21 protein-coding genes and 1 pseudogene are annotated in these 18,554 nt (G+C 72.8%); 18 read left to right on the top strand and 4 right to left on the bottom strand.

Annotation, left to right across the window (positions count from 1 at the left end):
* Together HUW36_RS08470 and HUW36_RS08465 are read left to right on the top strand one after the other, a co-directional pair.
* A pseudogene (locus HUW36_RS08470) lies at nucleotides 1–827 on the top strand (ABC transporter permease); the annotation flags it as partial.
* On the top strand, nucleotides 827–1,348 hold the full coding sequence (locus HUW36_RS08465) for an SRPBCC family protein (RefSeq protein ID WP_174527611.1): 522 nt from the start codon (nucleotides 827–829) through the stop codon (nucleotides 1,346–1,348). The pseudogene HUW36_RS08470 and the gene HUW36_RS08465, both read left to right, overlap by 1 nt.
* Here HUW36_RS08465 and HUW36_RS08460 read toward each other — a convergent pair.
* Genes HUW36_RS08460 through HUW36_RS08450 form a run of 3 tightly spaced genes read right to left on the bottom strand, consistent with a single transcriptional unit; the run spans nucleotide 1,329 to nucleotide 2,263 of the window.
* A complete protein-coding gene (locus tag HUW36_RS08460; RefSeq protein WP_174527610.1) occupies nucleotides 1,329–1,862 on the bottom strand; it encodes a hypothetical protein in 534 nt (177 codons plus the stop codon). The two genes, HUW36_RS08465 and HUW36_RS08460, sit on opposite strands and share 20 nt — an antisense overlap.
* 14 nt (nucleotides 1,863–1,876) lie before the next feature.
* Nucleotides 1,877–2,134, bottom strand: coding sequence for a hypothetical protein (locus tag HUW36_RS08455; RefSeq protein ID WP_174527609.1), 258 nt, complete (start codon nucleotides 2,132–2,134; stop codon nucleotides 1,877–1,879).
* 18 nt (nucleotides 2,135–2,152) lie between these two features.
* Complete coding sequence (locus tag HUW36_RS08450; RefSeq protein WP_174527608.1) at nucleotides 2,153–2,263, bottom strand: DUF397 domain-containing protein; 111 nt, start codon at nucleotides 2,261–2,263, stop codon at nucleotides 2,153–2,155.
* An 89-nt stretch (nucleotides 2,264–2,352) separates the two neighbouring features.
* On the opposite strand from HUW36_RS08450, the gene HUW36_RS08445 reads away from it, so the two are divergent.
* The 12 genes from HUW36_RS08445 to HUW36_RS08390 all read left to right on the top strand — a co-directional run bounded on the left by HUW36_RS08445 (nucleotide 2,353) and on the right by HUW36_RS08390 (nucleotide 14,220).
* Nucleotides 2,353–2,994, top strand: coding sequence for a flavin reductase family protein (locus tag HUW36_RS08445; RefSeq protein ID WP_343044301.1), 642 nt, complete (start codon nucleotides 2,353–2,355; stop codon nucleotides 2,992–2,994).
* A 230-nt stretch (nucleotides 2,995–3,224) separates the two neighbouring features.
* On the top strand, nucleotides 3,225–3,593 hold the full coding sequence (locus HUW36_RS08440; RefSeq protein ID WP_174527607.1) for a DUF485 domain-containing protein: 369 nt from the start codon (nucleotides 3,225–3,227) through the stop codon (nucleotides 3,591–3,593).
* A complete protein-coding gene (locus HUW36_RS08435) occupies nucleotides 3,571–5,244 on the top strand; it encodes a solute symporter family protein (protein WP_174527606.1) in 1,674 nt (557 codons plus the stop codon). Before HUW36_RS08440 ends, HUW36_RS08435 begins: the two co-directional genes overlap by 23 nt.
* A 69-nt stretch (nucleotides 5,245–5,313) precedes the next feature.
* On the top strand, nucleotides 5,314–6,294 hold the full coding sequence (locus HUW36_RS08430) for an NAD-dependent epimerase/dehydratase family protein (RefSeq protein ID WP_174527605.1): 981 nt from the start codon (nucleotides 5,314–5,316) through the stop codon (nucleotides 6,292–6,294).
* 74 nt (nucleotides 6,295–6,368) lie between these two features.
* On the top strand, nucleotides 6,369–7,601 hold the full coding sequence (locus HUW36_RS08425; protein WP_174527604.1) for an LCP family protein: 1,233 nt from the start codon (nucleotides 6,369–6,371) through the stop codon (nucleotides 7,599–7,601).
* A gap of 174 nt (nucleotides 7,602–7,775) precedes the next feature.
* Nucleotides 7,776–8,990 (top strand): LCP family protein, encoded by a 1,215-nt coding sequence (locus HUW36_RS08420; protein WP_174527603.1) that lies wholly within the window; start codon nucleotides 7,776–7,778, stop codon nucleotides 8,988–8,990.
* Nucleotides 8,991–9,216: 226 nt separating this feature from the next.
* Entirely contained in the window at nucleotides 9,217–10,092 is an 876-nt protein-coding gene (locus HUW36_RS08415; RefSeq protein ID WP_484502583.1) for an LCP family protein, read from the top strand.
* A gap of 28 nt (nucleotides 10,093–10,120) precedes the next feature.
* On the top strand, nucleotides 10,121–10,456 hold the full coding sequence (locus HUW36_RS08410) for a rhodanese-like domain-containing protein (RefSeq protein WP_091567965.1): 336 nt from the start codon (nucleotides 10,121–10,123) through the stop codon (nucleotides 10,454–10,456).
* A 14-nt stretch (nucleotides 10,457–10,470) separates the two neighbouring features.
* Nucleotides 10,471–11,262: a glycerophosphodiester phosphodiesterase gene (locus HUW36_RS08405; RefSeq protein WP_174527602.1), complete on the top strand. Its 792-nt coding sequence runs from the start codon at nucleotides 10,471–10,473 to the stop codon at nucleotides 11,260–11,262.
* 76 nt (nucleotides 11,263–11,338) lie between these two features.
* Nucleotides 11,339–12,793 (top strand): sensor histidine kinase, encoded by a 1,455-nt coding sequence (locus HUW36_RS08400; protein ID WP_174527601.1) that lies wholly within the window; start codon nucleotides 11,339–11,341, stop codon nucleotides 12,791–12,793.
* 64 nt (nucleotides 12,794–12,857) lie between these two features.
* Nucleotides 12,858–13,274, top strand: coding sequence for an ATP-binding protein (locus HUW36_RS08395; RefSeq protein WP_246247987.1), 417 nt, complete (start codon nucleotides 12,858–12,860; stop codon nucleotides 13,272–13,274).
* A 61-nt stretch (nucleotides 13,275–13,335) separates the two neighbouring features.
* Nucleotides 13,336–14,220 (top strand): DUF5926 family protein, encoded by an 885-nt coding sequence (locus HUW36_RS08390; RefSeq protein ID WP_174527599.1) that lies wholly within the window; start codon nucleotides 13,336–13,338, stop codon nucleotides 14,218–14,220.
* Between the two features lie 21 nt (nucleotides 14,221–14,241).
* On the opposite strand, the gene HUW36_RS08385 is transcribed toward HUW36_RS08390, so the two are convergent.
* Entirely contained in the window at nucleotides 14,242–15,453 is a 1,212-nt protein-coding gene (locus HUW36_RS08385; RefSeq protein ID WP_091567945.1) for an arginine deiminase, read from the bottom strand.
* Nucleotides 15,454–15,616: 163 nt separating this feature from the next.
* Between HUW36_RS08385 and HUW36_RS08380 the strand changes: the two genes are divergently transcribed.
* The 4 genes from HUW36_RS08380 to pheA all read left to right on the top strand — a co-directional run.
* The gene (locus tag HUW36_RS08380; RefSeq protein WP_174527598.1) at nucleotides 15,617–16,354 is read left to right on the top strand and encodes a hypothetical protein; all 738 of its coding nucleotides are present in this window, start codon (nucleotides 15,617–15,619) and stop codon (nucleotides 16,352–16,354) included.
* 226 nt (nucleotides 16,355–16,580) lie between these two features.
* A complete protein-coding gene (locus HUW36_RS08375) occupies nucleotides 16,581–17,027 on the top strand; it encodes a hypothetical protein (RefSeq protein ID WP_174527597.1) in 447 nt (148 codons plus the stop codon).
* A gap of 89 nt (nucleotides 17,028–17,116) precedes the next feature.
* The gene (locus HUW36_RS08370) at nucleotides 17,117–17,632 is read left to right on the top strand and encodes a hypothetical protein (protein WP_425487225.1); all 516 of its coding nucleotides are present in this window, start codon (nucleotides 17,117–17,119) and stop codon (nucleotides 17,630–17,632) included.
* A 10-nt stretch (nucleotides 17,633–17,642) separates the two neighbouring features.
* The coding region (gene pheA / locus HUW36_RS08365; RefSeq protein WP_174527596.1) for a prephenate dehydratase at nucleotides 17,643–18,554 on the top strand (912 nt) is incomplete at its 3' end.

The following is an 18,554-nucleotide window of genomic DNA, read 5'->3' as shown; positions in this document are numbered from 1 at the left end:
CGCGGGGTGCGGTCGGCGGCGCGGTCGCGCAGCTCTTCCCCCGCGCGGTCGGCTGGACCCGGCGGGACCGGTTCGGCGCGCTTGTCGCCCGGGAGTGCCGCTACTGGTGGCGGGACGCCCGGCGGCGGGCCAACCTGATCACGGTCGCGGTGGTCGGCGTGTTCGTGCCGGTGATGGTCAACCTCGGCGGCTCCACCCTCGTCGAGGGCGGCGCGGCGTTCGGCGAGGCCGCCGCCGACGCCAGCCCGGCGCTGGTCAGCCTCTCCATGGTCTTCGTCGGGGTGCTCGCGTCGGTGACGCTGGCCAACCAGTTCGGTTTCGACGGCAGCGGCTACGCGGCGAACGTGGTGGCCGGCGTGCCGGGGCGGGTGGAGCTGCGGGCCCGGATGGTCGCGTTCTCGCTCTACGTGGTGCCGATCCTGGTCGTGGTCGCGGTCGTGCTGGCCCTGGTGCTGGGGCGCCCGGAGTGGCTCGGCGTGATGGCCGGCGGGCTGTTCGCCGCGTACGGGTGCGGGCTGGCGATCAACGGGTTCATCTCGGTGCTCGGCGCCTACTCGCTGCCGGAGACGAGCAACCCGTTCGCCATGAACACCGGCGCGGGGATCGCGAAGAGCATGTTCACGCTGCTCTCCATGGTCGCCTCGACGGTGGCGGCGGTGCCGTTCGTGGTGGCCGCCGCGCTGCTCGGCGACGTCTGGCTCTGGCTGGCACTGCCGCTCGGCCTGGCGTACGGGGCGGGAGCGGCGCTGCTCGGCACGTACCTGGCCGGGGACGCGCTCGACCGCCGGCAGCCGGAGCTGCTGGCCGCGGTCACCCCGAGGCGCTGATGCCCGTCGTCGAGGCGGTCACCACGGTTCCGGTCCCGCCGGACCTGGCGTTCGCCGTCTCGCAGACCGTCGCCCCGGTCCGCTACCGCTGGGACCCGTTCGTCCGCGAGCAGCACTTCGTCGACGGGGCGACCCGGCCGGGCCGGGGCGTGCGCACGTTCACCCGGTCCCGGCACGGGCTGGTCATGGTCAGCGAGTACGTCTCCTGGGCACCGCCGACGAACGTCGGCATGAAGATGGTCCGGGGGCCGTGGTTCTTCGAGCGGTTCGGTGGCGGGTGGCGCTTCGCGCCCGGGCCGGACCCCGGCACCACGGTCGCCACCTGGCGCTACAACTTCCGCTGCCGGCCGGCGTTCCTCCGCCCGGTGGCCGACCGGATCGGCGTCTGGCTGCTCGGCCGGGACATCCGCCGCCGGATCGCCGGCTACGCGGCCGGCTGCACCGACCCGGAGGTGCTGGCCGCCGCCCGGCGCGCGCTCGCCGACCCGGGGCCGGGGCCGGTCAGGGCCGGCGAGGGCTGACGACGCCGTCCTGCCAGTGGGGGGCGCGGCCACTCGCTCCGCCCAACCACACCGACAGCGGCCGCTGGTTGCGACCCATCGACCGCCGCATGGCGTTGACCAGCTCCAGTTGCGCCCGGGCCGGCACCGCCATCGCCCGCTCGAACTGCTCCTGGGACAGCGGTGCGGTGGTCGTGTCCACGCCGGCGGCGGCGTCCAGGAACCCCTGCACCGCCGCACCGAACCTGTCGATCTCGGTGGCCACCGAGTGCGGGGCGACGAGGCCGGCCGACATCAGCGCGGCGCTCCACGCCCCCCAGTCGTAGTCCCAACCCTTCCCCTCCAGGTGGGCGCGGCGCAGGATCATCGTGAACGTGGCGTACTCCCGCAGCAGGTCCTGGTAGGCCACGAGCTGCCGGTCCCGTAGCCAGTGCTGGTCCTGGGCGCGGCGGGTGAGCATCCCGCCGGCGAGCACGCCGACGGTCGCCGAGAGCGCGCCGCCGATGGTGGTGACGGCGATCTCCAGGAGTGCCACGGAGCCTCCCGCGCTCAGGTGGTGCGGCGCACGGCCGCGTAGACGTGGTGGCCGTCGCCGACGCTGAGCACGTTGACGAGTTCCCAGCCGTAGTTCGACAGGTGCTCGACCGCCTCCATGAGCGGCGGGAACCCGCTGCTGCCCCACTTGTGCCGGGCGATGACCATCAGGTGCCGGTACGGGTAGGCGCGCAGGTCGACCTGACCGCCGAGGACGGCCTCGGCGGTGACCACCCGGTCCTGGGCGAGCTTCTGCGGTGGGACGAGAGCCATGCCGGCAGGGTAGGCCGATCAGTCCAGCTTCGCCCGCCGCAGGTGCGCGACCAGGGGCCGCCAGGCCTCGGGGGTCGGGCCGGAGGGGTCCTTGCCGTCCCGGACCAGCACCACCCCCGGGAGGTCCAATGCGGAACGAACGCGGAGATCTTGGAAGGAAAGTGCCCCTGGAAGGGCCCGTATCTTCCAAGATCTGGTCGAGGCGGGCGCACCTGCCGATGCGGCCGGCCCGACTCGGGTTGCTCACGGGGGCGCACACGCAGCTCGGCGACGCCACGGATCTGCACGAGCGCTTCCTCGGCTGGGCCCGGGTCCGGGGCGGCACAATGTTTCACGTGAATCATGAGCCGGGTGCCGAGATCCACCACACCGATCCGTTCGCGGTGCCGGCCGGGCAGCGCTCGCCGGTACGCCGGCTGCGCGGGCGGCTGGCCGCCCCGGTGACGCTCTGGACCGCGCCCGGCCCGGCCGGGCTGACCGTCTCGTCCACGCTTGTGGCCGAGGGGGAGCCGGACCGGCTGCTCGGCCTGGTCGACCCGGAGTCGGACCTGTGGGCGGCGGCCGAGGAGGCCGGGCGGTTCGCGGTCACGCCGCTGGGCCCGCACCACCGGCAACTCGCCGACCGGTTCGCCGGCCTGTTCCCGTCGCCCGGCGGGCTGTTCGCGCTCGACGCGTGGACCGACACGCCGTACGGGCCGGTGCCGGCGGACGCCGGCGGCTGGGCCGGGTGCCGGCTCGACACCGCCCGGGAGTACGGCTGGGGCCTCCTGGTCGAGGCCACCATCGAGGCGGTCGACCTCCCCCAGGACACCCCGCCCCTGCTGCACTACCGAGGCCGCTACCGCGAACTCACCGACTGACCCGTCGATCATGAGGCTGGCGGTGACAAACCGGACGCCCACTGCCGTCAACTTCATGATCGACGCGGAGGGGGTGGACCGGTTAGCGGAGTGACGTGGGTCACTCGGCGCAGTGGGGGTGCCGTTCGGCGCAGGGGTCTGCCGGGGGTCGGCCGGGCCTTCCGGGGCGGGGAGCGCGCTCTCTAGCGTGCGCGGAAATTCCCCACGCCTGCGAAGGTGGTGATCCACAGATGTCCACGGACACACCCGCGTCCGCACCCTCCGAGTCGACGGCGGACCGGTACCTCGCCGTCCAACGATCGGACGAGTTCGCCGGGTTGCGGCGCGCGCTGCGCGGCTTCATCTTCCCGATGACCGTCGCGTTCTTCCTGTGGTACGCGCTCTACGTCATCCTCTCCGCGTACGCGCGGGGATTCATGGGCACGAAGGTGATCGGCAACATCAACGTCGCCCTCGTCTTCGGCCTGCTCCAGTTCGTCTCGACGTTCGTCATCGCCTGGCTCTACTCGCGGTTCGCCAACCGGCGGATCGACCCGGTCGCCGACCGGATCCGGGCCGAGATGGGGGAGGTGACCCATGAACACGGTCCTCGCGGCTGAGGCGGGCAGCACCACCGCCCGGAACCTCACCATCACGCTGTTCCTGGTGTTCGTGGCGATCACGTTGGCGATCACCGTCTGGGCCAGCCGGCAGACCAAGACCGCCACCGACTTCTACGCCGGCGGCCGGTCGTTCTCCGGCTTCCAGAACGGCATGGCGATCGGCGGCGACTACATGTCGGCGGCGTCCTTCCTGGGCATCGCCGGCATCATCGCCCTCTACGGGTACGACGGCTTCCTCTACTCGATCGGCTTCCTGGTCGCCTGGCTGGTGGCGCTGCTGCTCGTGGCCGAGCTGCTGCGCAACTCCGGCCGCTACACGATGGCGGACGTGCTGGCGTTCCGGATGCGGCAGCGGCCGGTCCGGACCGCGGCGGCGGTCTCCACCATCACCGTGTCGATCTTCTACCTGCTGGCCCAGATGGTCGGCGCCGGCGCGCTGGTGGCCCTGCTGCTGGGCATCAAGCCCGGCACCACGTTCCTCGGCATGGACGCCGACACCGCGAAGGTCGCCACCATCATCCTGGTCGGCGCCCTGATGATCATCTACGTCACGGTGGGCGGCATGAAGGGCACCACCTACGTGCAGATCGTCAAGGCGTTCCTGCTGATGAGCGGCGCGCTGGTGATGACGCTGCTGGTGCTCGCCAAGTACAAGTTCAACCTCTCCTCGCTGCTCGGCGACGCGGCCGACGCCTCGGGCAAGGGGGCCGCGTTCCTCGAACCCGGGTTGCGCTACGGAGTGGAGACACCGGGCGACGCGCTGAAGACGTTCTACAGCAAGATGGACCTGCTCTCGCTGGGCATCGCGCTGGTGCTCGGCACGGCCGGCCTGCCGCACATCCTGATCCGCTTCTACACCGTGCCGACCGCGCGGGCGGCCCGCAAGAGCGTGCTCTGGGCGATCGGCATCATCGGCAGCTTCTACCTGCTCACGCTGGCCCTCGGCTTCGGCGCGGCGGCCATCGTCGGCGGCCAGGCGATCACCGCGCAGGACAAGGCCGGCAACACGGCCGCGCCGCAGCTCGCCGAGGCGCTGGGCGTGGACTTCCTCGGCGGGAGCCTGGGCGGCGCGACACTGCTGGCGATCATCGCGGCGGTCGCGTTCGCCACGATCCTCGCCGTGGTCGCCGGCCTGACCCTGGCGTCGTCGTCCAGCCTGGCGCACGACTTCTACGCGAACGTGATGAAGAACGGTCAGGCGTCGGAACGACAGGAGGTGACAGTCGCCCGGATCTCCGCACTGGTGATCGGCGCCGTGTCGATCGTCCTGTCGATCTTCGCGCAGAGCCTGAACGTGGCGTTCCTGGTGGCGTTGGCGTTCGCGGTCGCCGCCTCCGGCAACCTGCCGGCGATTCTCTACAGCCTGTTCTGGAAGCGGTTCAACACCTCCGGCGCGGTCTGGGCGATCTACGGCGGCCTCGTCTCCGCGGTGCTGCTGGTCTTCTTCTCCCCGGTCGTCTCCGGGGCGCCGACGGCCATGTTCCCGGACCACGACTGGCACTGGTTCCCGCTGTCCAACCCGGGCATCATCTCGATCCCGATCGGCTTCCTGTGCGGCTGGCTCGGCACGGTCCTGTCCAAGGAGAGCGACGACGACAAGTACGCCGAACTGGAGGTGCGCTCGCTGACCGGTGCCGGCGCGCACTGATCGACATGCTGGACCGGAGGGGCCCCGTCCTGGGCGGGGGCCCCTCCGCACCTGTATAGGCTGGCCGGCATGAAGGTCGCTCCCCGCTTCGGTGCCGGACACCGCATCCTCGTCACCGGCGGCGCCGGTTTCGTCCCGTCCCACCTGGTCGACCGGCTGGTCGAGCGCGGCTGCACGGTGGTGGTGCTGGACAACTTCGTCACCGGCTCCAAGGACAACCTGGTCCACCTGCTGGAGAAGCCGACCTTCACGCTGGTCGAGGCGGACATCTCGGACGGTCTGCCGACCCACCACCCGGCGGTGGCCGAGCGGTTCGACGCGATCCTGCACATGGCGTCACCGGCCAGCCCCACCGACTTCGAGAAGCTGCCGGTGGAGATCCTCCGGGTCGGCTCGGTGGCCACGCTTGCGTTGCTGGAGCGCGCCACCGCCGACGGCGCCCGGTTCCTGATGGCCTCGACCTCCGAGGCGTACGGGGACCCGAAGGAGCACCCGCAGCGCGAGACGTACTGGGGCAACGTCAACCCGATCGGCATCCGGAGCGTCTACGACGAGGCGAAGCGCTTCTCGGAGGCGGCCACCATGGCCTACCACCGCAGCCGGGGCACCGACACCGCGATCGTGCGGATCTTCAACACGTACGGCCCGCGGATGCGTCCGGACGACGGCCGCGCCATCCCGACCTTCATCTCCCAGGCGCTGCGCGGCGAGCCGATCACGGTGCACGGCACCGGCAACCAGACGCGCTCGATCTGCTACGTCGACGACCTGGTGCGCGGCATCCTGCTGCTGCTCGACTCGACCGAGACCGGCCCGATCAACTGCGGCACCGAGCACGAGATGTCGATGCGGCAACTGGCCGAGACGATCGTGTCACTCACCGGAAGCACGTCCGAGGTGAGCTACATCACGCGCGCGTCGGACGACCCGGAGATGCGCCGGCCCGATCTCACGCTCGCCCGCGAGCTGCTGGGATACGAGCCGACCGTGACGCCCGAAGACGGCCTCCGACGCACGATCGGGTACTTCCGCGGGCGGCTAGGGTACTGAACCCGGCTGGCAGCCGGCTGACACAGGTGCGCGCCTGAGGGCGACGGTGGCCGGGCCGACCTACCCTCGGTTACATGTCAGCGACCTCGTCTGCCGGCGCTCCGTTCCCGCGTCCCCTGAACCGCGGTGCGGGCCGCGCCCAGGTTCCCGGCCCCGGCCGTGGCACCGCCGCGCGCGCCCGTGCCACGGATGCCCGCTGGTACCCCTCGGCCGACGAGGCGCCCCGCTCGGGCGGCCCTGGCGGACCGGTGGGGCCCACCGGACCGGGCGGACCGGGTGGCGGACCGGGCGGGCCGGGTCGACGCGGTCCCCGCCCCCGTTGGGGCCGGATCGGCCTGGTCGCCGGCATCGCGGTGCTCGTGCTGGCGCTGCTCGGCGGCGTCGGCGCATGGCTCTACGCCCGCAACCTCGACGGGGACCTGGCCCGGACCGACCCGTTCTCCGAGATCACCGGCGGGCGGCCGGCGAAGCAGGTCGACGGCGCGCTGAACATCCTGCTCGTGGGCAGCGACTCCCGGGATCCGGACGCCCCGGTCGACGGTGCCGGCAAGTGGCGCGCGGACACCGTGATCGTCATGCACATCCCGGCCGACCACAAGAGCGCCTACCTGGTCTCCATTCCGCGCGACCTGTACGTGCCGATCCCGGAGAACGCGGGCGCGACCTGCGACTCCGGCTCCCGCAACAAGATCAATGCGGCGTTCGCGTTCGGCGGACTGCCGCTCGCGGTCAAGACCGTGGAGTGCTTCACCGACGTACGGATCGACCACGTCATGGCGATCGACTTCGCCGGCTTCAAGGACGTCACGGACGCCCTGGGCGGGGTGGACCTCAAGGTGGAGCGGACGATCACCTCGATCCACAAGCCGTACCGGACCTTCACCAAGGGCGTGAACCACATGAACGGCGCCGAGGCGCTGGACTGGGTCCGGCAGCGCAAGCAGTTCCCCGACGGTGACTTCGCCCGGATGCGGCACCAGCAGGAGTTCCTGAAGGCGCTGATGGACAAGGCGGCGAGCACCGGCACGCTGAGCAACCCGAAGAAGCTGAACGACTTCCTCAAGGCGGTCACCGCCGCCGTCACGGTCGACCAGGGATTCTCGTTGACCGACATGGCGGTGCAGTTCCGCAGTCTGCGTGGCGAGAACCTGACGTTCGTCACCAGCCCCAACCTGGGCGGGCAGACCATCGACGGCCAGTCGGTGGTGGTCTCCGACCGGGAGAAGGCACTGGCGATGTACCAGGCCATCGTCGGGGACAAGATGGCCGAGTGGATGCAGGCCAACCAGAAGAGCGCGGGCGAATGACCACACCGTGACCGCCGCGCCGGCCAACCGTCGTCCGGTCGCTCTCCCTCGCCCGTTCGGCCACAACTCGGGGAGATCGGCCGGTATTGACGGGAATAGCCGCCTCAGGAGGTCGCGAGAACGGGAACAGGTACGTAAAGTGGTCCCGCCCCCGATCATCGAGCTGGAGCACGCATGTCGGTCCAGACCAGCCGCCGCCCGCACTCACTGGAGCCCGGATCATCCGGGCGGGTTCCCCCGATCGTCCCCACACAGCCCGGCCCCGGTGGCCGTGGACCCGGTGGCGGAAAGAAGAAGCGCACCAAGCGCCGGGACCCGCTCTGGGCCAAGCTCACCCTGGTGCTCGGCGCCGTCCTGATGGTGACCAGCGGCGTCGCGATCGTCGGCAGCAAGGCCGTGATCGGCCAGGCGACCAACAACATCGCCCAGCGCAACCTGCTCGGCGAGGCGGGCAAGAGCGAGGCCGAGGGCGGCAACAGCCTGGAGGGCCCGATCGACATGCTGCTGCTCGGCGTCGACGCCCGGGCGCGCTGGGCCGCCGACGACGTGCGGTCGGACACGATCATCATCCTGCACATCCCGGCCAGCCACGACCAGGCGTACCTGATCTCGATCCCGCGGGACACCGAGGCGCGCATCCCGGCGTTCGAGAAGAGCGGCTACAAGGGCGGCACCGACAAGATCAATGCGGCGTTCTTCTTCGGCGCGCAGAACGGCGGCGGCTGGGAGGGCGGCGCCCAGCTGATGGCCAAGACGATCAAGTCGATGACCGGGATCAGCTTCGACGGCGCCGCGATCATCAACTTCGGCGGCTTCAAGAACGTCATCGACGCGCTGGGCACCGTGCGGATCTGCGTCAGCCACGAGGTCAAGTCGCACCACATGTCGATGGTCGACGGCAAGCCGATGTGGAACGCGGACGCGAAGAAGACCGGCAAGTCCTACAAGCCCGTGGTGCACAAGAAGGGCTGCCGGGAGATGGAGGGCTGGGAGGCGCTCGACTACTCCCGCCAGCGTTACGGCCTGCCGAACAGCGACTACGACCGGCAGCAGAACCAGCAGCAGCTGATCAAGGCGATGGCCAAGAAGGCCACCGAGGGCGGCATGCTGACCAACCCGATCAAGCTGAACTCGCTGATGAAGGCCGCCGGCAAGGCGTTCGTCCTGGACACCGGCGGCGTGCCGATCGCCGACTTCATCTTCACGCTGAAGAACCTCAACGGCAACGACCTGGTCACGCTGCGCACCAACGGCGGCACGTTCGCCGGCAACGGCAACGGCCGGGAGACGTTCAACGCGACGACCATGGACATGTTCCAGGCGGTCAAGAACGACAAGCTGGCCGACTTCATCGTGGCGAACCCGACGGTCCTCTCCACCCGGAAATGACCGAAGCCGGCATCCGCCGGCCGATCCCCCCGTAGCCTGACGTGAGCGGGTCTCATGTCGCGGCCACGGGGGGATCGTCACGTCCAGACCAGCACGGAACCGACGCGGGCCGGCCCGACCGGCCCGCTGGTCCCGGTTCCTGCTCGGCGCCGGGCTCGCCCTGGTCCTGCTCGCCGCGCTCGGCGTCGCCGGGCTGAACTGGCTCACCCACCGGTACGACCGCACGGTGGCCAAGGAGCAACTGCTCGACCCGAGTGCCCGGAAGAAGCGGACGGACCTGGACGGCGCACTCAACTACCTGCTGATCGGATCCGACCACCGGCCCGGTGCGAACCCCGAGGACCAGCGCTCGGACAGCATCCTGATCGTGCACGTGCCGGCCGGGATGCGGCAGGCCTACCTGATCTCCGTCCCGCGCGACCTGCTGGTCGCCATCCCGGCGGCGCCCGGCTTCCCCGGCGGACAGGACAAGGTCAACGCCGCGTACGAGCACGGCGGCGGGGGCGAGGGCGGGGCCCGGCTGCTCAGCGCCACCCTCACCCGGCTCACCGGGATCCGCTTCGACGGCGCCGCGCTCGTCGACTTCTCCGGCTTCAAGCAGGTGATCGACCAGCTCGGCGGCATCACCATGTGCGTGGACACACCGGTCCGCTCGATCCACACGAAGACCCAGTTCGACGTCGGCTGCCAGCGGATGGACGGAGCCCGCACGCTGGACTACGTCCGGCAGCGCTACGACCTGCCCGGCGGCGACTTCGACAGGCAACGGCACCAGCAGCAGATGCTGCGGGCCGTGCTCGACCGGGCCGGCGAGACGCACCTGCGCACCGACCCGGTGAAGCTGGACCGGGTGCTGCGCACGGTCGGTGGGGCGCTGACCGTGGACACCAACGGCGTACCCCTGGACGAACTGCTGTTCGCGCTCCGCGGCCTGCCCGCGGACGCCCTGCGCGGCGTCCGGGTGCCCTCCTACCCGCAGACCATCGACCAGGTGTCGTACGTGGTGCTGGACAACGGCGGCAACGGGCTCTTCCCCGCGCTGCGCGACCGGCGGGTGCCGGAGTGGGCGGGCGCCAACTCCCGCTGGGTCACCCGGCTCTGACGGGTGCGGGCGGCTAGGCTTGGCAATCGTGTTCGGAGCCCAGCTTCCCAGCGTTCCCGCGTCGGCCGTGCCCGACGACGTCTACCTGCTCGACGTCCGCGAGGACGACGAGTGGGCCGCCGGTCACGCGCCGGCCGCCCACCACCTTCCGATGACCGAGCTGCCGGCCCGGCTCGCCGAGATCCCCGACGACCGTGAGGTGGCGGTGATCTGCCGCTCCGGCGGGCGGTCCGGCCAGGTCGTCGGCTACCTGCTCCGCAACGGCTGGGACCAGGTGCGCAACGTCGAGGGCGGGATGGGTGACTGGGCCGCCGCCGGCCGCCCGGTGGTCACCGACGACGGGCAGCCGGGCCGGGTCGCCTGAGGCACCACCCGCCCATGACCGCCCCCCTGGTCTTCGCCCATCGTGGCTCCTCGTACGACCTGCCGGAACACACCCTCGCCGCCTACCTGCGGGCACTCGACGAGGGTGCGGACGGGCTGGAGTGCGACGTCCGACTGACCCGCGACGGGCACCTGGTGTGCGTGCACGACCGCCGACTGGACCGGACCAGCAACGGCCGTGGACTGGTCAGCGCGCGTACGCTCGCCGAGCTGGAGGCGCTGGATTTCGGCTCCTGGCACCCGGCCGCGGCGGTGGCGAAGGGCGCCGCGCCGCTCGACGAGTCGCACACCCGGCTGCTCACGCTGGAACGGCTGCTCGACGCGGTGCTCTCCGCCGGGCGACCGGTCCGGCTGCTGATCGAGACCAAGCACCCGTCGCGCCACCGGGGCGACGTCGAGCGCCGACTGGTCGCCCTGCTGCGCCGCCACGGCCTCACCGAACCCGGTCCGGACGACCCGGTCCAGGTGACCGTGATGTCGTTCTCCCCGCTGGCCGTGCGGCGGATCCGGGACCTCGCCCCGGCGCTGCCCACGGTGCTGCTGCTGGAGGTGCTGCCGCGCTGGCTGCGGTTGGGCCGGCTGCCCTTCGGCAGCCGGATCGCCGGTCCCGGCGTGGAGCTGGTGCGGGCCCGGCCGCAGCTGGTCCCCGCGCTGCGGGCGGCCGGCAACTCGGTCTACGTCTGGACCGTGAACGAGCCGGAGGACCTGGAACTCGTGCTCGCCGCCGGGGTGGACGGGGTGATCACCGACCGACCCGCCCGTACCCTGGCCCGGTTGGGCCGGTGAGCGTCGTCGATCCGTCCGGCGGACGGTCGCCCGGCCGGGGGTGTCCCCGGCGCGGACGGCGCGGCACACTCGGGACATGCCGGAGCGAACCGACTACCCCGCCCTCATCGCCGGCCACACGACCGTGATCAAGATGATCAACTCGGGCGAGTCCGGCCTCGCCGTGCTCACCAGCCTGCTCCGCGAGGTCGAGCCCGCGGTCGGCGCGGCGGGCCTGGTCTTCGTGGAGTTCACCCCGGCCGGCGGGCGGGTGATCGCGGCGACCGGCAGGGCCGAGTTCGTGATCGGCCGTCCGCTGCCGGCCACCGACCCGGCCACCGTCTGCCTCCTGGCCGGCCCACCGGTGCGGGAGGTCCGGGTGGACGCGATCCCCGGCGCGCTCGCCGACGAGGTGGCCGGCCGGGGGCTGAGCCGGATGGTCGTGGCGCGCGCCGAGATCGGTGGGCTGACCGTCGGCAGCCTGCACGCCCTCTACCCGGCCGGCGAGCCGCTGGACGACTCGCAGCGCGCCGTCGTCGGCTACGTGGCCGCCTGCATCGCGCACATGTACGGCGACCAGACCGGCCTGCCGGTGCACGGCGACGGCCCGGTCGTGGCGGCGCTCGCGGACGGCCTGGCGGTGGTCGACCGCGACCACCGCGTCCGGCTCTGGAACCCGGCCGCGGCCCAGGTGACCGGCCGGCCCGCGGACGAGGCACTGAGCCGGCCGCTGCCGTTCCCGCTGCCCCCGCCCGGGCAGGTGCTGGACCACCGGATCGCGGACGGGCGCTGGCTGCGGATCACCTCGGGCGAGCTGCCCGGCCCGACCGCGCTGCGGGTGGTCACCTTCCGCGACATCACCGACCAGCAGCGGCGCGACCACGACCGCGACCTGTTCGTCGCGGTGACCAGCCACGAGCTGCGTACCCCGGTCACCGTGATCAAGGGGTACGCGGACACGCTCACCGACCACTGGGAGTCGCTCAGCGACGACGACCGGCGGCAGGCCGCCCGGATCATCGGGCAGCGCGCCAACGAGCTGGCCCGGCTGGTCGACCGGCTGCTGACCGCCGCCACCGAGCACCGCTCCGGCGGCGAGCCGACCGCCCCGTTCGACCTGGTCGACGCGCTCCGGGCGGCGGTGGCCGACCTGCCGGCGGACATCCGGCACCGGGTCGTGCTCGACCTGCCGGCCGACCTCCCGAAGGCCCTCGGCGACCGGCACAGCCTGGCCACCGTGCTGACCGAGCTGGGCACGAACGCCGGGAAGTACTCGCTGCCGGACACCCCGATCGAGATCCGGGCCGAGGCGAACGAGCGGACCGTGTCGTTCCGGGTCGCCGACCGGGGCATCGGCATCCGGCCGGAGCACGTGGAACGCGCCTTCGACCGGTTCTGGCAGGGGGAGTCCGGTGACCGCCGGCGCTATCCGGGGGCCGGGTTGGGGCTCTATCTCGTCCGCCAGATCGTTGAACAGCAGAATGGATGGGTATCCCTCCGACCCAGAGCCGGTGGAGGTACGGTCGCGGAGGTGCGGCTGCCCCGGGGTTGACCCGGGCGCCCACGGGGGTGGAAGGAACGACGTGTCGACGGGTTCGGCCGAACGATCGTGGTGCGTGGTGGTGCCCCACCACGCGACCGGCGCACGCCTGGCCCGGCACCGGCTCGCCGACGAGCTGTCCGGTCTCGTCCCGCCGGCCCTGCTGGCCGACCTGGTCGCGGTCCTCGCCGAGCTGGTCGGCAACGCGGTCCGGCACGCCGACCCGCTGCCCGGCGGGGTGGTGCGGGTGGCCTGGCGGCTGCGGACGACCGAGCGGGGGCCGAGCGTCCAGCTCCGGGTGACCGACGGCGACTCCGGTGCCGGCCCGCGGATCCGGGTCGCCTCCCCCGACGCGGTCGACGGGCGCGGCCTGCACATCGTCTCCGGGCTCTCCAGCCGGTGGGGCGTCGACCGGGACGGCCTGGGGCAGAGTGTCTGGGCCGAGTTCGACCCGGCCGGGTCGCACCGACCGGACCTGGTCGCCGCCGGCTGAGCCGGTCGGGCACGCGGGTCCGCCCCCGGCGGGCCCCGGTGGGCATCTAGGCTGTGGGGCCGTGAGCAAGCGTCGAAAGAGCCAACGGGCCGCAGATGCCACCCCGAAGCGGGAGAAGGTGCGCGACGTCTTCGTGCCCCGACCGTTCGAGGGTCTGGCCGACGAGCCGGAGTGGATCGCCCTCCGCGAACTGGTGCCGGCCGCGTCCGCGCCGCTGCGGCTGACCCCGGAACTGGTCGAGGAGTACGGTGACCGGCCGGTCACCCTGGCCACCGTCCTGCCGATGGCCGCCCCGGCGATGACCAAGCCGGACGGGCGGGTCCTCATCGGCCTGCAGCGGCACCAGCAGTCCGGCGACGTCTCCCGGGACCTGGCCGACGCGCTGCTGAGCGCGCTGCGCACCGAGCCGGGCGGCCAGGTGGACGTGCCGCCGCTGCCCGGGCCGGGCCCGCGCCTCCAGGACGTCCTGGTGGACGGCCCGTTGGAGATCAGCATGCACGACGGGTTCGAGTTCTGGCTCGACCCGGGCGCCGCCGACGACCCGAACGTGCAGGCGTCCCTGGAGCGGGCCAACGCGGCGATCTATCCGACGGTCAAGCTGGCGGCGGCCCGGGCCGCGTACTGGTGCCAGGTCACCGAGAAGGCCCACGTGCGCTGGGTGCTGCCGGAGGACGAGGACGCGGCGCTGGACGCGCTGTCCCGGCTGGCCGCGGCCGGCTCGCTGCGGCTGGGCGACGACACCCGGTTCGCCGGCATGTTCCGGGCGCACGGCCGCCTGGTGCCGGTCTGGGACCTCCCGGAGGACACCCCGGCCGCCGAGTGGGAGGCGCCGGTCGCCGAGTTCGCCAAGCGCTACGCCGAGGCGGTGGCGGAGCGGGAGCCGCTGGACGCGGCTGGTCGCCGCGCCCGGCAGGGCCTGCTCGGTCGTCAGTTGACCCTGCGCTGAGCGGCTCCGGCCGGGCCGGTCTCACCCGCGCAGCGGCTCGCGTACCAGCGGGCAGGACATGCAGCGGGGGCCGCCCCGGCCGGAGCCCAGCTCCGAGCCGGCGATGGCGATCACCTCGATGCCGGCCCGCTCGAGCTGCGCGTTCGTCTCCACGTTGCGTTCGTAGCCCACGCAGAGGCGCGGCGCGAGCGCGAGCGTGTTGTTGCCGTCGTCCCACTGCTCGCGCTCGGCGGTGACCGGGTCCAGGCCGGTGTCGATCACCCGGAGCTGGTCCAGGTCCATCGCGTCGGCGGCGGCCCGCAGGAACGGCGCCGGGCCGTCGACCCGTGGCTCGTCGCCGTCCGCGCCGGCGATCACCGTGTACGCGGACAGCTCGCTGGCGATGTTCGGGTACATCAGCACGGCGTCCACGTCGACCATCGTGCACACGGTGTCCAGGTGCATGGTGGCGCGTTCCTGGGCGATCGGCACCACCAGGATGGTGTGCGCCAGGCCGGCGGCGAACACCTGCCGGGCCAGCCGCTCCGCGCCGGCCGGGGTGGTGCGCTCGCCGACGCCGACGGCGAGCACGCCGGGGGCGAGCAGCAGCACGTCCCCGCCCTCCAGGTGCTCCAGCCGCGGGTGGTAGACGAACTCGGTGCCGACGAAGCGCGGGTGGTGGCGGTAGATCGCGTCGGTGAGCGTGGTCTCCCGCCGGCGCGCCGGCATGGCCAGGCTGGTGACCCCGACCCGGTCGCCGATCCACACCGACGAGTCGCGGGTGAAGAGCAGGTTCGGCAGCGGGTCGATGACGAAGTCGTGCCGGTCCATCAGCGTCCAGACCAGACCGCCCGGCCGGTCGGCGCCGACGCGCAGCTCCTCGTGGGCGAGCCCGGCGACGAAGACGTCGGCCAGGGCGGCCGGATCGAGGTAGGCCAGATGGTCGGCGACGCGGCGGCGGAGGGTGTCGCCGAGGCGGCGCGACCGCAGCACCTGCTCGGTCAGCTCGGCCCGGGCGTCCGGCACGGCGAGCGTCTCGGCAAGAAGGTCGGCCAGGTAGAGCACCTCCACCCCGCGCGAGCGCAGGGCGGCCGCGAAGGCGTCGTGCTCCTCCTGCGCCCGTCCCACCCATGGGATAGCGTCGAACAGAAGACTGTCGTTGTTGCGCGGGGTGAGGCGGGCGAGTTCCGGTCCCGGGCGGTGCAGCAGCACCGTGCCGAGTCGGGCCACTTCGCTGTCCACGTAGTGGGTCACCCTCGCAGCGTAGGGCAGCCTTCCGCACCATCCGGAAAAAGAAGTGTGAATGAATATGGCATTCATCCGCACTCACTCCGGCGCTCCAACTTGCCGAGCCCCCCGGGGTGCAACGTAGGGTAGTGGAGACATAACTTCGAGAGACCTTTTGCCGGAGGTCGCGATGACTGTCTTTCCCGCTCGTCGAGCCGTACCGAGCCGGGCACTGCCGCCCCGCGCGGTGCCGCACTCCCGGGTCGAGGCCACGTCGGTGCTCGAGCCGGCCCGACCCACACCCCTGGAGTGGGCGCGCCGCCGTCGGGCCGAGCGGGGTGCCCGCCGGTTGGAAGCGGCCGGCGCCCGCGCGCTCGGGCAACTCGACCACCTCGGCCCCGCGTGGCACGTGATCGAGTGGCCCCGGACGGATCCGGCCGACGCCCTCTTCGACCACGGCCACGACGACCGGGCCGGGTTCCTCGCCATCGGGCCGAGCGGGCTCTTCGCGGTCACCATCGCCGACCACGGCCGGGCCCGCGTCCTCGTCGCCGGCGACGTGGTGCAGATCAACGGCAAGCGTCCGCCCTATGTGGCGGAGGCACGCCGGGACGCCAAGCGGGCCAGCAAGGCGCTCTCCGACGCCGTCGGCCTGCCGATCCCGGTCACCCCGGTGCTGACGTTCGTCGGCTCCGGGGTGATCAGTGTCTACGGCCTGCCGAAGGACTGTCTGATGGCCACCCACCGGGAGTTGGACCGGCTGCTCGTGGCCGCCGGCAACCGGATCAGCCCGGCCACCGCCGAGAAGCTGTCCCGGGTCGCCCAGGCGCCGTCGACGTGGCTCAACGGCACGTACCGTCCATCTGCCGACTACCGGTGGTATGACGAGGGCCGAACGGCCGCTGACAAGCGGGCCGCCCGCCGGTAACGTCTCCGACGACGCCACGCGGTCCACGGCGCCGCCCCGACCGGTTCCGTCGGTCCGCGTCGTCGCCGGCCGTCCGGCCCCGGGGCTCCCGTCGCACCGACGCCTGTCCCCCGGTCCCGAGCCACCCGACCACGGGCGGCGCCGGCGACCGGAACGCGGCGCGGCCGGAAGGCCGCCGTGCCGACCGGCTAGCGTGGACAGACCGTCGGTGTACATAGGAGGCGCGGTGGCCCACGTCGAGCTCTCACTCTCGGAAGTGTTCGGGGAGGCACCGGCCGAGCAGGAGTCCGACAACTTCGGGCAGTGGTCCGGCACCGTCTCGCGGGCCGCTGAGCCGTGTCTGCTGATCGACGCCGACACCTGCGTGGTGGCGATCTCCTCGTCCGGCTGCGACCTGCTCTGCCTGGGCGCCCCGGAAGACGTGATCGGCCTGCCGCTGCTGGAGGGCGGGCTGCGCCTGGTCGACTTCACCGCCAGCCCGAGCGAGCTCACCGAGCAGGAGACCGACAAGATCCCGCCGCTGCTCGCGCTGCACTCCGGTCGCCTCGCCCGGGGCCTGCTCCGGGTCCGCCGGCCCGGCTCCGACGCCGGTACGACCGTCGACGCGATCTCCACACCGGTGCTGACCGGCGCCTCGGTGGCCGGGTCCCTCACGTTCTTCTCCGTGGTCTGAACACCGGGCTTCACCGCGACGGGTGATCCTCCTACGATGGGCTCGGCCCCCGGGCCGCGTCGACGCCCCTCGATGTCGAGGACTGCACTGTGCCCCGCAACGCACCCCGCCACCGGTCCGCACCGGTGACGCTGCTCGTCCTGCTCGCGCTCACCGCCTGCGGCACCCCGCCCGAGCTGCGCGAGCCCGCCGCCAGTGGCGGCCCCCGCGCCTCGGCGTCCACCACGCCCACCCCGAGCGCGCCCCCGACCACGCCGGTCACCCCGGCCGCGCCGCCGCCCACCACCGGGGCACCGGACCCGACCGCCACCGGATGCCGGGGCAGGCCGTCCGGCGACCGCATCGTGGCGCTGCTGCGCGGCTCCGCCGGGGTGCTGCCCCGGAACGTGCGGGTCACCGTCCGCACCGGACCGCTCTGCGCGGAGGGCTGGCACTACACCGTGCTGGCGGTCACCGGGCACGAGGAACTCCAGGTGGTCACGCGCGGCAGGTCCGGCGCACCCGTCCTGGTCACCGCCGGGACCGACGTGTGCAGTATCGAGGTGCGCGCCGCCGGTCCCCCCGGCATCCGCACCCTGGCCTGCGACGGCACCCCGGGTGCGTAGGCTGGTCGCCATGCCGGGAACACCGCCGACCCGCTTCGTCTACCTGGGCCCCGAGGGCACCTTCGCCGAGCAGGCGTTGCGCACCGTGCCCGCCGCCGAGCGGGGAGACCGGACGCCGGCCCGCAGCGTGGGCGAGGCGCTGGACGCCGTACGGGCCGGGGAGGCGGACGCCGCCCTCGTGCCGCTGGAGAACTCGATCGGCGGCGCGGTCGGCGTCACGCTCGACGAGCTGGCCGAGGGGGACCCGCTGGTGATCACCCGCGAGGTGGTCCTGCCGGTGGAGTTCGTCCTCGCCGGCCGACCCGGGGTCACACCGGCCGACGTGCGCAGCGTGGCAGCCCATCCGCAGGCGTCCACCCAGTGCCGGGGCTGGCTCCGCGACCACCTGCCCGACGCCACCGTGGTCGACGTGCTCTCCAACGGCGCCGCCGCGGCCGGCGCGGCGGGCGGCGAGTACGACGCGGCGATCTGCGCCCCGATCGGCGCCGCCCGGCACCGGCTCACCGTGCTCGCCGAGAAGATCGCCGACCACCCGGACGCGGTGACCCGGTTCGCGCTGGTCTCCCGGCCCGGGCCGCCTCCGCCGCCCACCGGGGACGACCTCACCTCGCTGGCGGTCTACATCGCGCACGACCGGGTGGGCGCGCTGCTCGGGGTGCTCATGGAGCTGGCCGTACGCGGGGTGAACCTGACCCGGATCGAGTCCCGCCCGACCGGGGAGGCGCTCGGCCGCTACGTGTTCTTCCTCGACTGCGCCGGGCACGTCGCCGACGTACGCCTCGGCGAGGCGCTCCGCGGGCTGCGCCGGGTCTGCGCCGACGTGCGCTTCCTCGGGTCGTACCCCCGGCACCGCTGGGGCACGGCGGCGGCCGACCGGCCGACGCCCGCGCCGGCCGGCCTCTCCGACGCCGACTACGCCGAC

Origin of the sequence: Micromonospora maritima, assembly GCF_902825405.1 — a bacterium.
Lineage (GTDB): Bacteria > Actinomycetota > Actinomycetes > Mycobacteriales > Micromonosporaceae > Micromonospora > Micromonospora maritima.
This window is presented reverse-complemented; position numbering and strand designations above follow the sequence as displayed.

Excerpts from the sequence above, each read along its gene's own strand:
- HUW36_RS08465 (WP_174527611.1), top strand. The coding sequence starts at position 827 with ATGCCCGTCGTCGAGGCGGTCACCACGGTTCCGGTCCCGCCGGACCTG.
- HUW36_RS08455 (WP_174527609.1), bottom strand. The coding sequence starts at position 2,134 with ATGGCTCTCGTCCCACCGCAGAAGCTCGCCCAGGACCGGGTGGTCACC.
- HUW36_RS08445 (WP_343044301.1), top strand. The coding sequence starts at position 2,353 with ATGCGGCCGGCCCGACTCGGGTTGCTCACGGGGGCGCACACGCAGCTC.
- HUW36_RS08440 (WP_174527607.1), top strand. The coding sequence starts at position 3,225 with ATGTCCACGGACACACCCGCGTCCGCACCCTCCGAGTCGACGGCGGAC.
- HUW36_RS08435 (WP_174527606.1), top strand. The coding sequence starts at position 3,571 with ATGAACACGGTCCTCGCGGCTGAGGCGGGCAGCACCACCGCCCGGAAC.
- HUW36_RS08430 (WP_174527605.1), top strand. The coding sequence starts at position 5,314 with ATGAAGGTCGCTCCCCGCTTCGGTGCCGGACACCGCATCCTCGTCACC.
- HUW36_RS08425 (WP_174527604.1), top strand. The coding sequence starts at position 6,369 with ATGTCAGCGACCTCGTCTGCCGGCGCTCCGTTCCCGCGTCCCCTGAAC.
- HUW36_RS08420 (WP_174527603.1), top strand. The coding sequence starts at position 7,776 with ATGTCGGTCCAGACCAGCCGCCGCCCGCACTCACTGGAGCCCGGATCA.
- HUW36_RS08405 (WP_174527602.1), top strand. The coding sequence starts at position 10,471 with ATGACCGCCCCCCTGGTCTTCGCCCATCGTGGCTCCTCGTACGACCTG.
- HUW36_RS08400 (WP_174527601.1), top strand. The coding sequence starts at position 11,339 with ATGCCGGAGCGAACCGACTACCCCGCCCTCATCGCCGGCCACACGACC.
- HUW36_RS08380 (WP_174527598.1), top strand. The coding sequence starts at position 15,617 with ATGACTGTCTTTCCCGCTCGTCGAGCCGTACCGAGCCGGGCACTGCCG.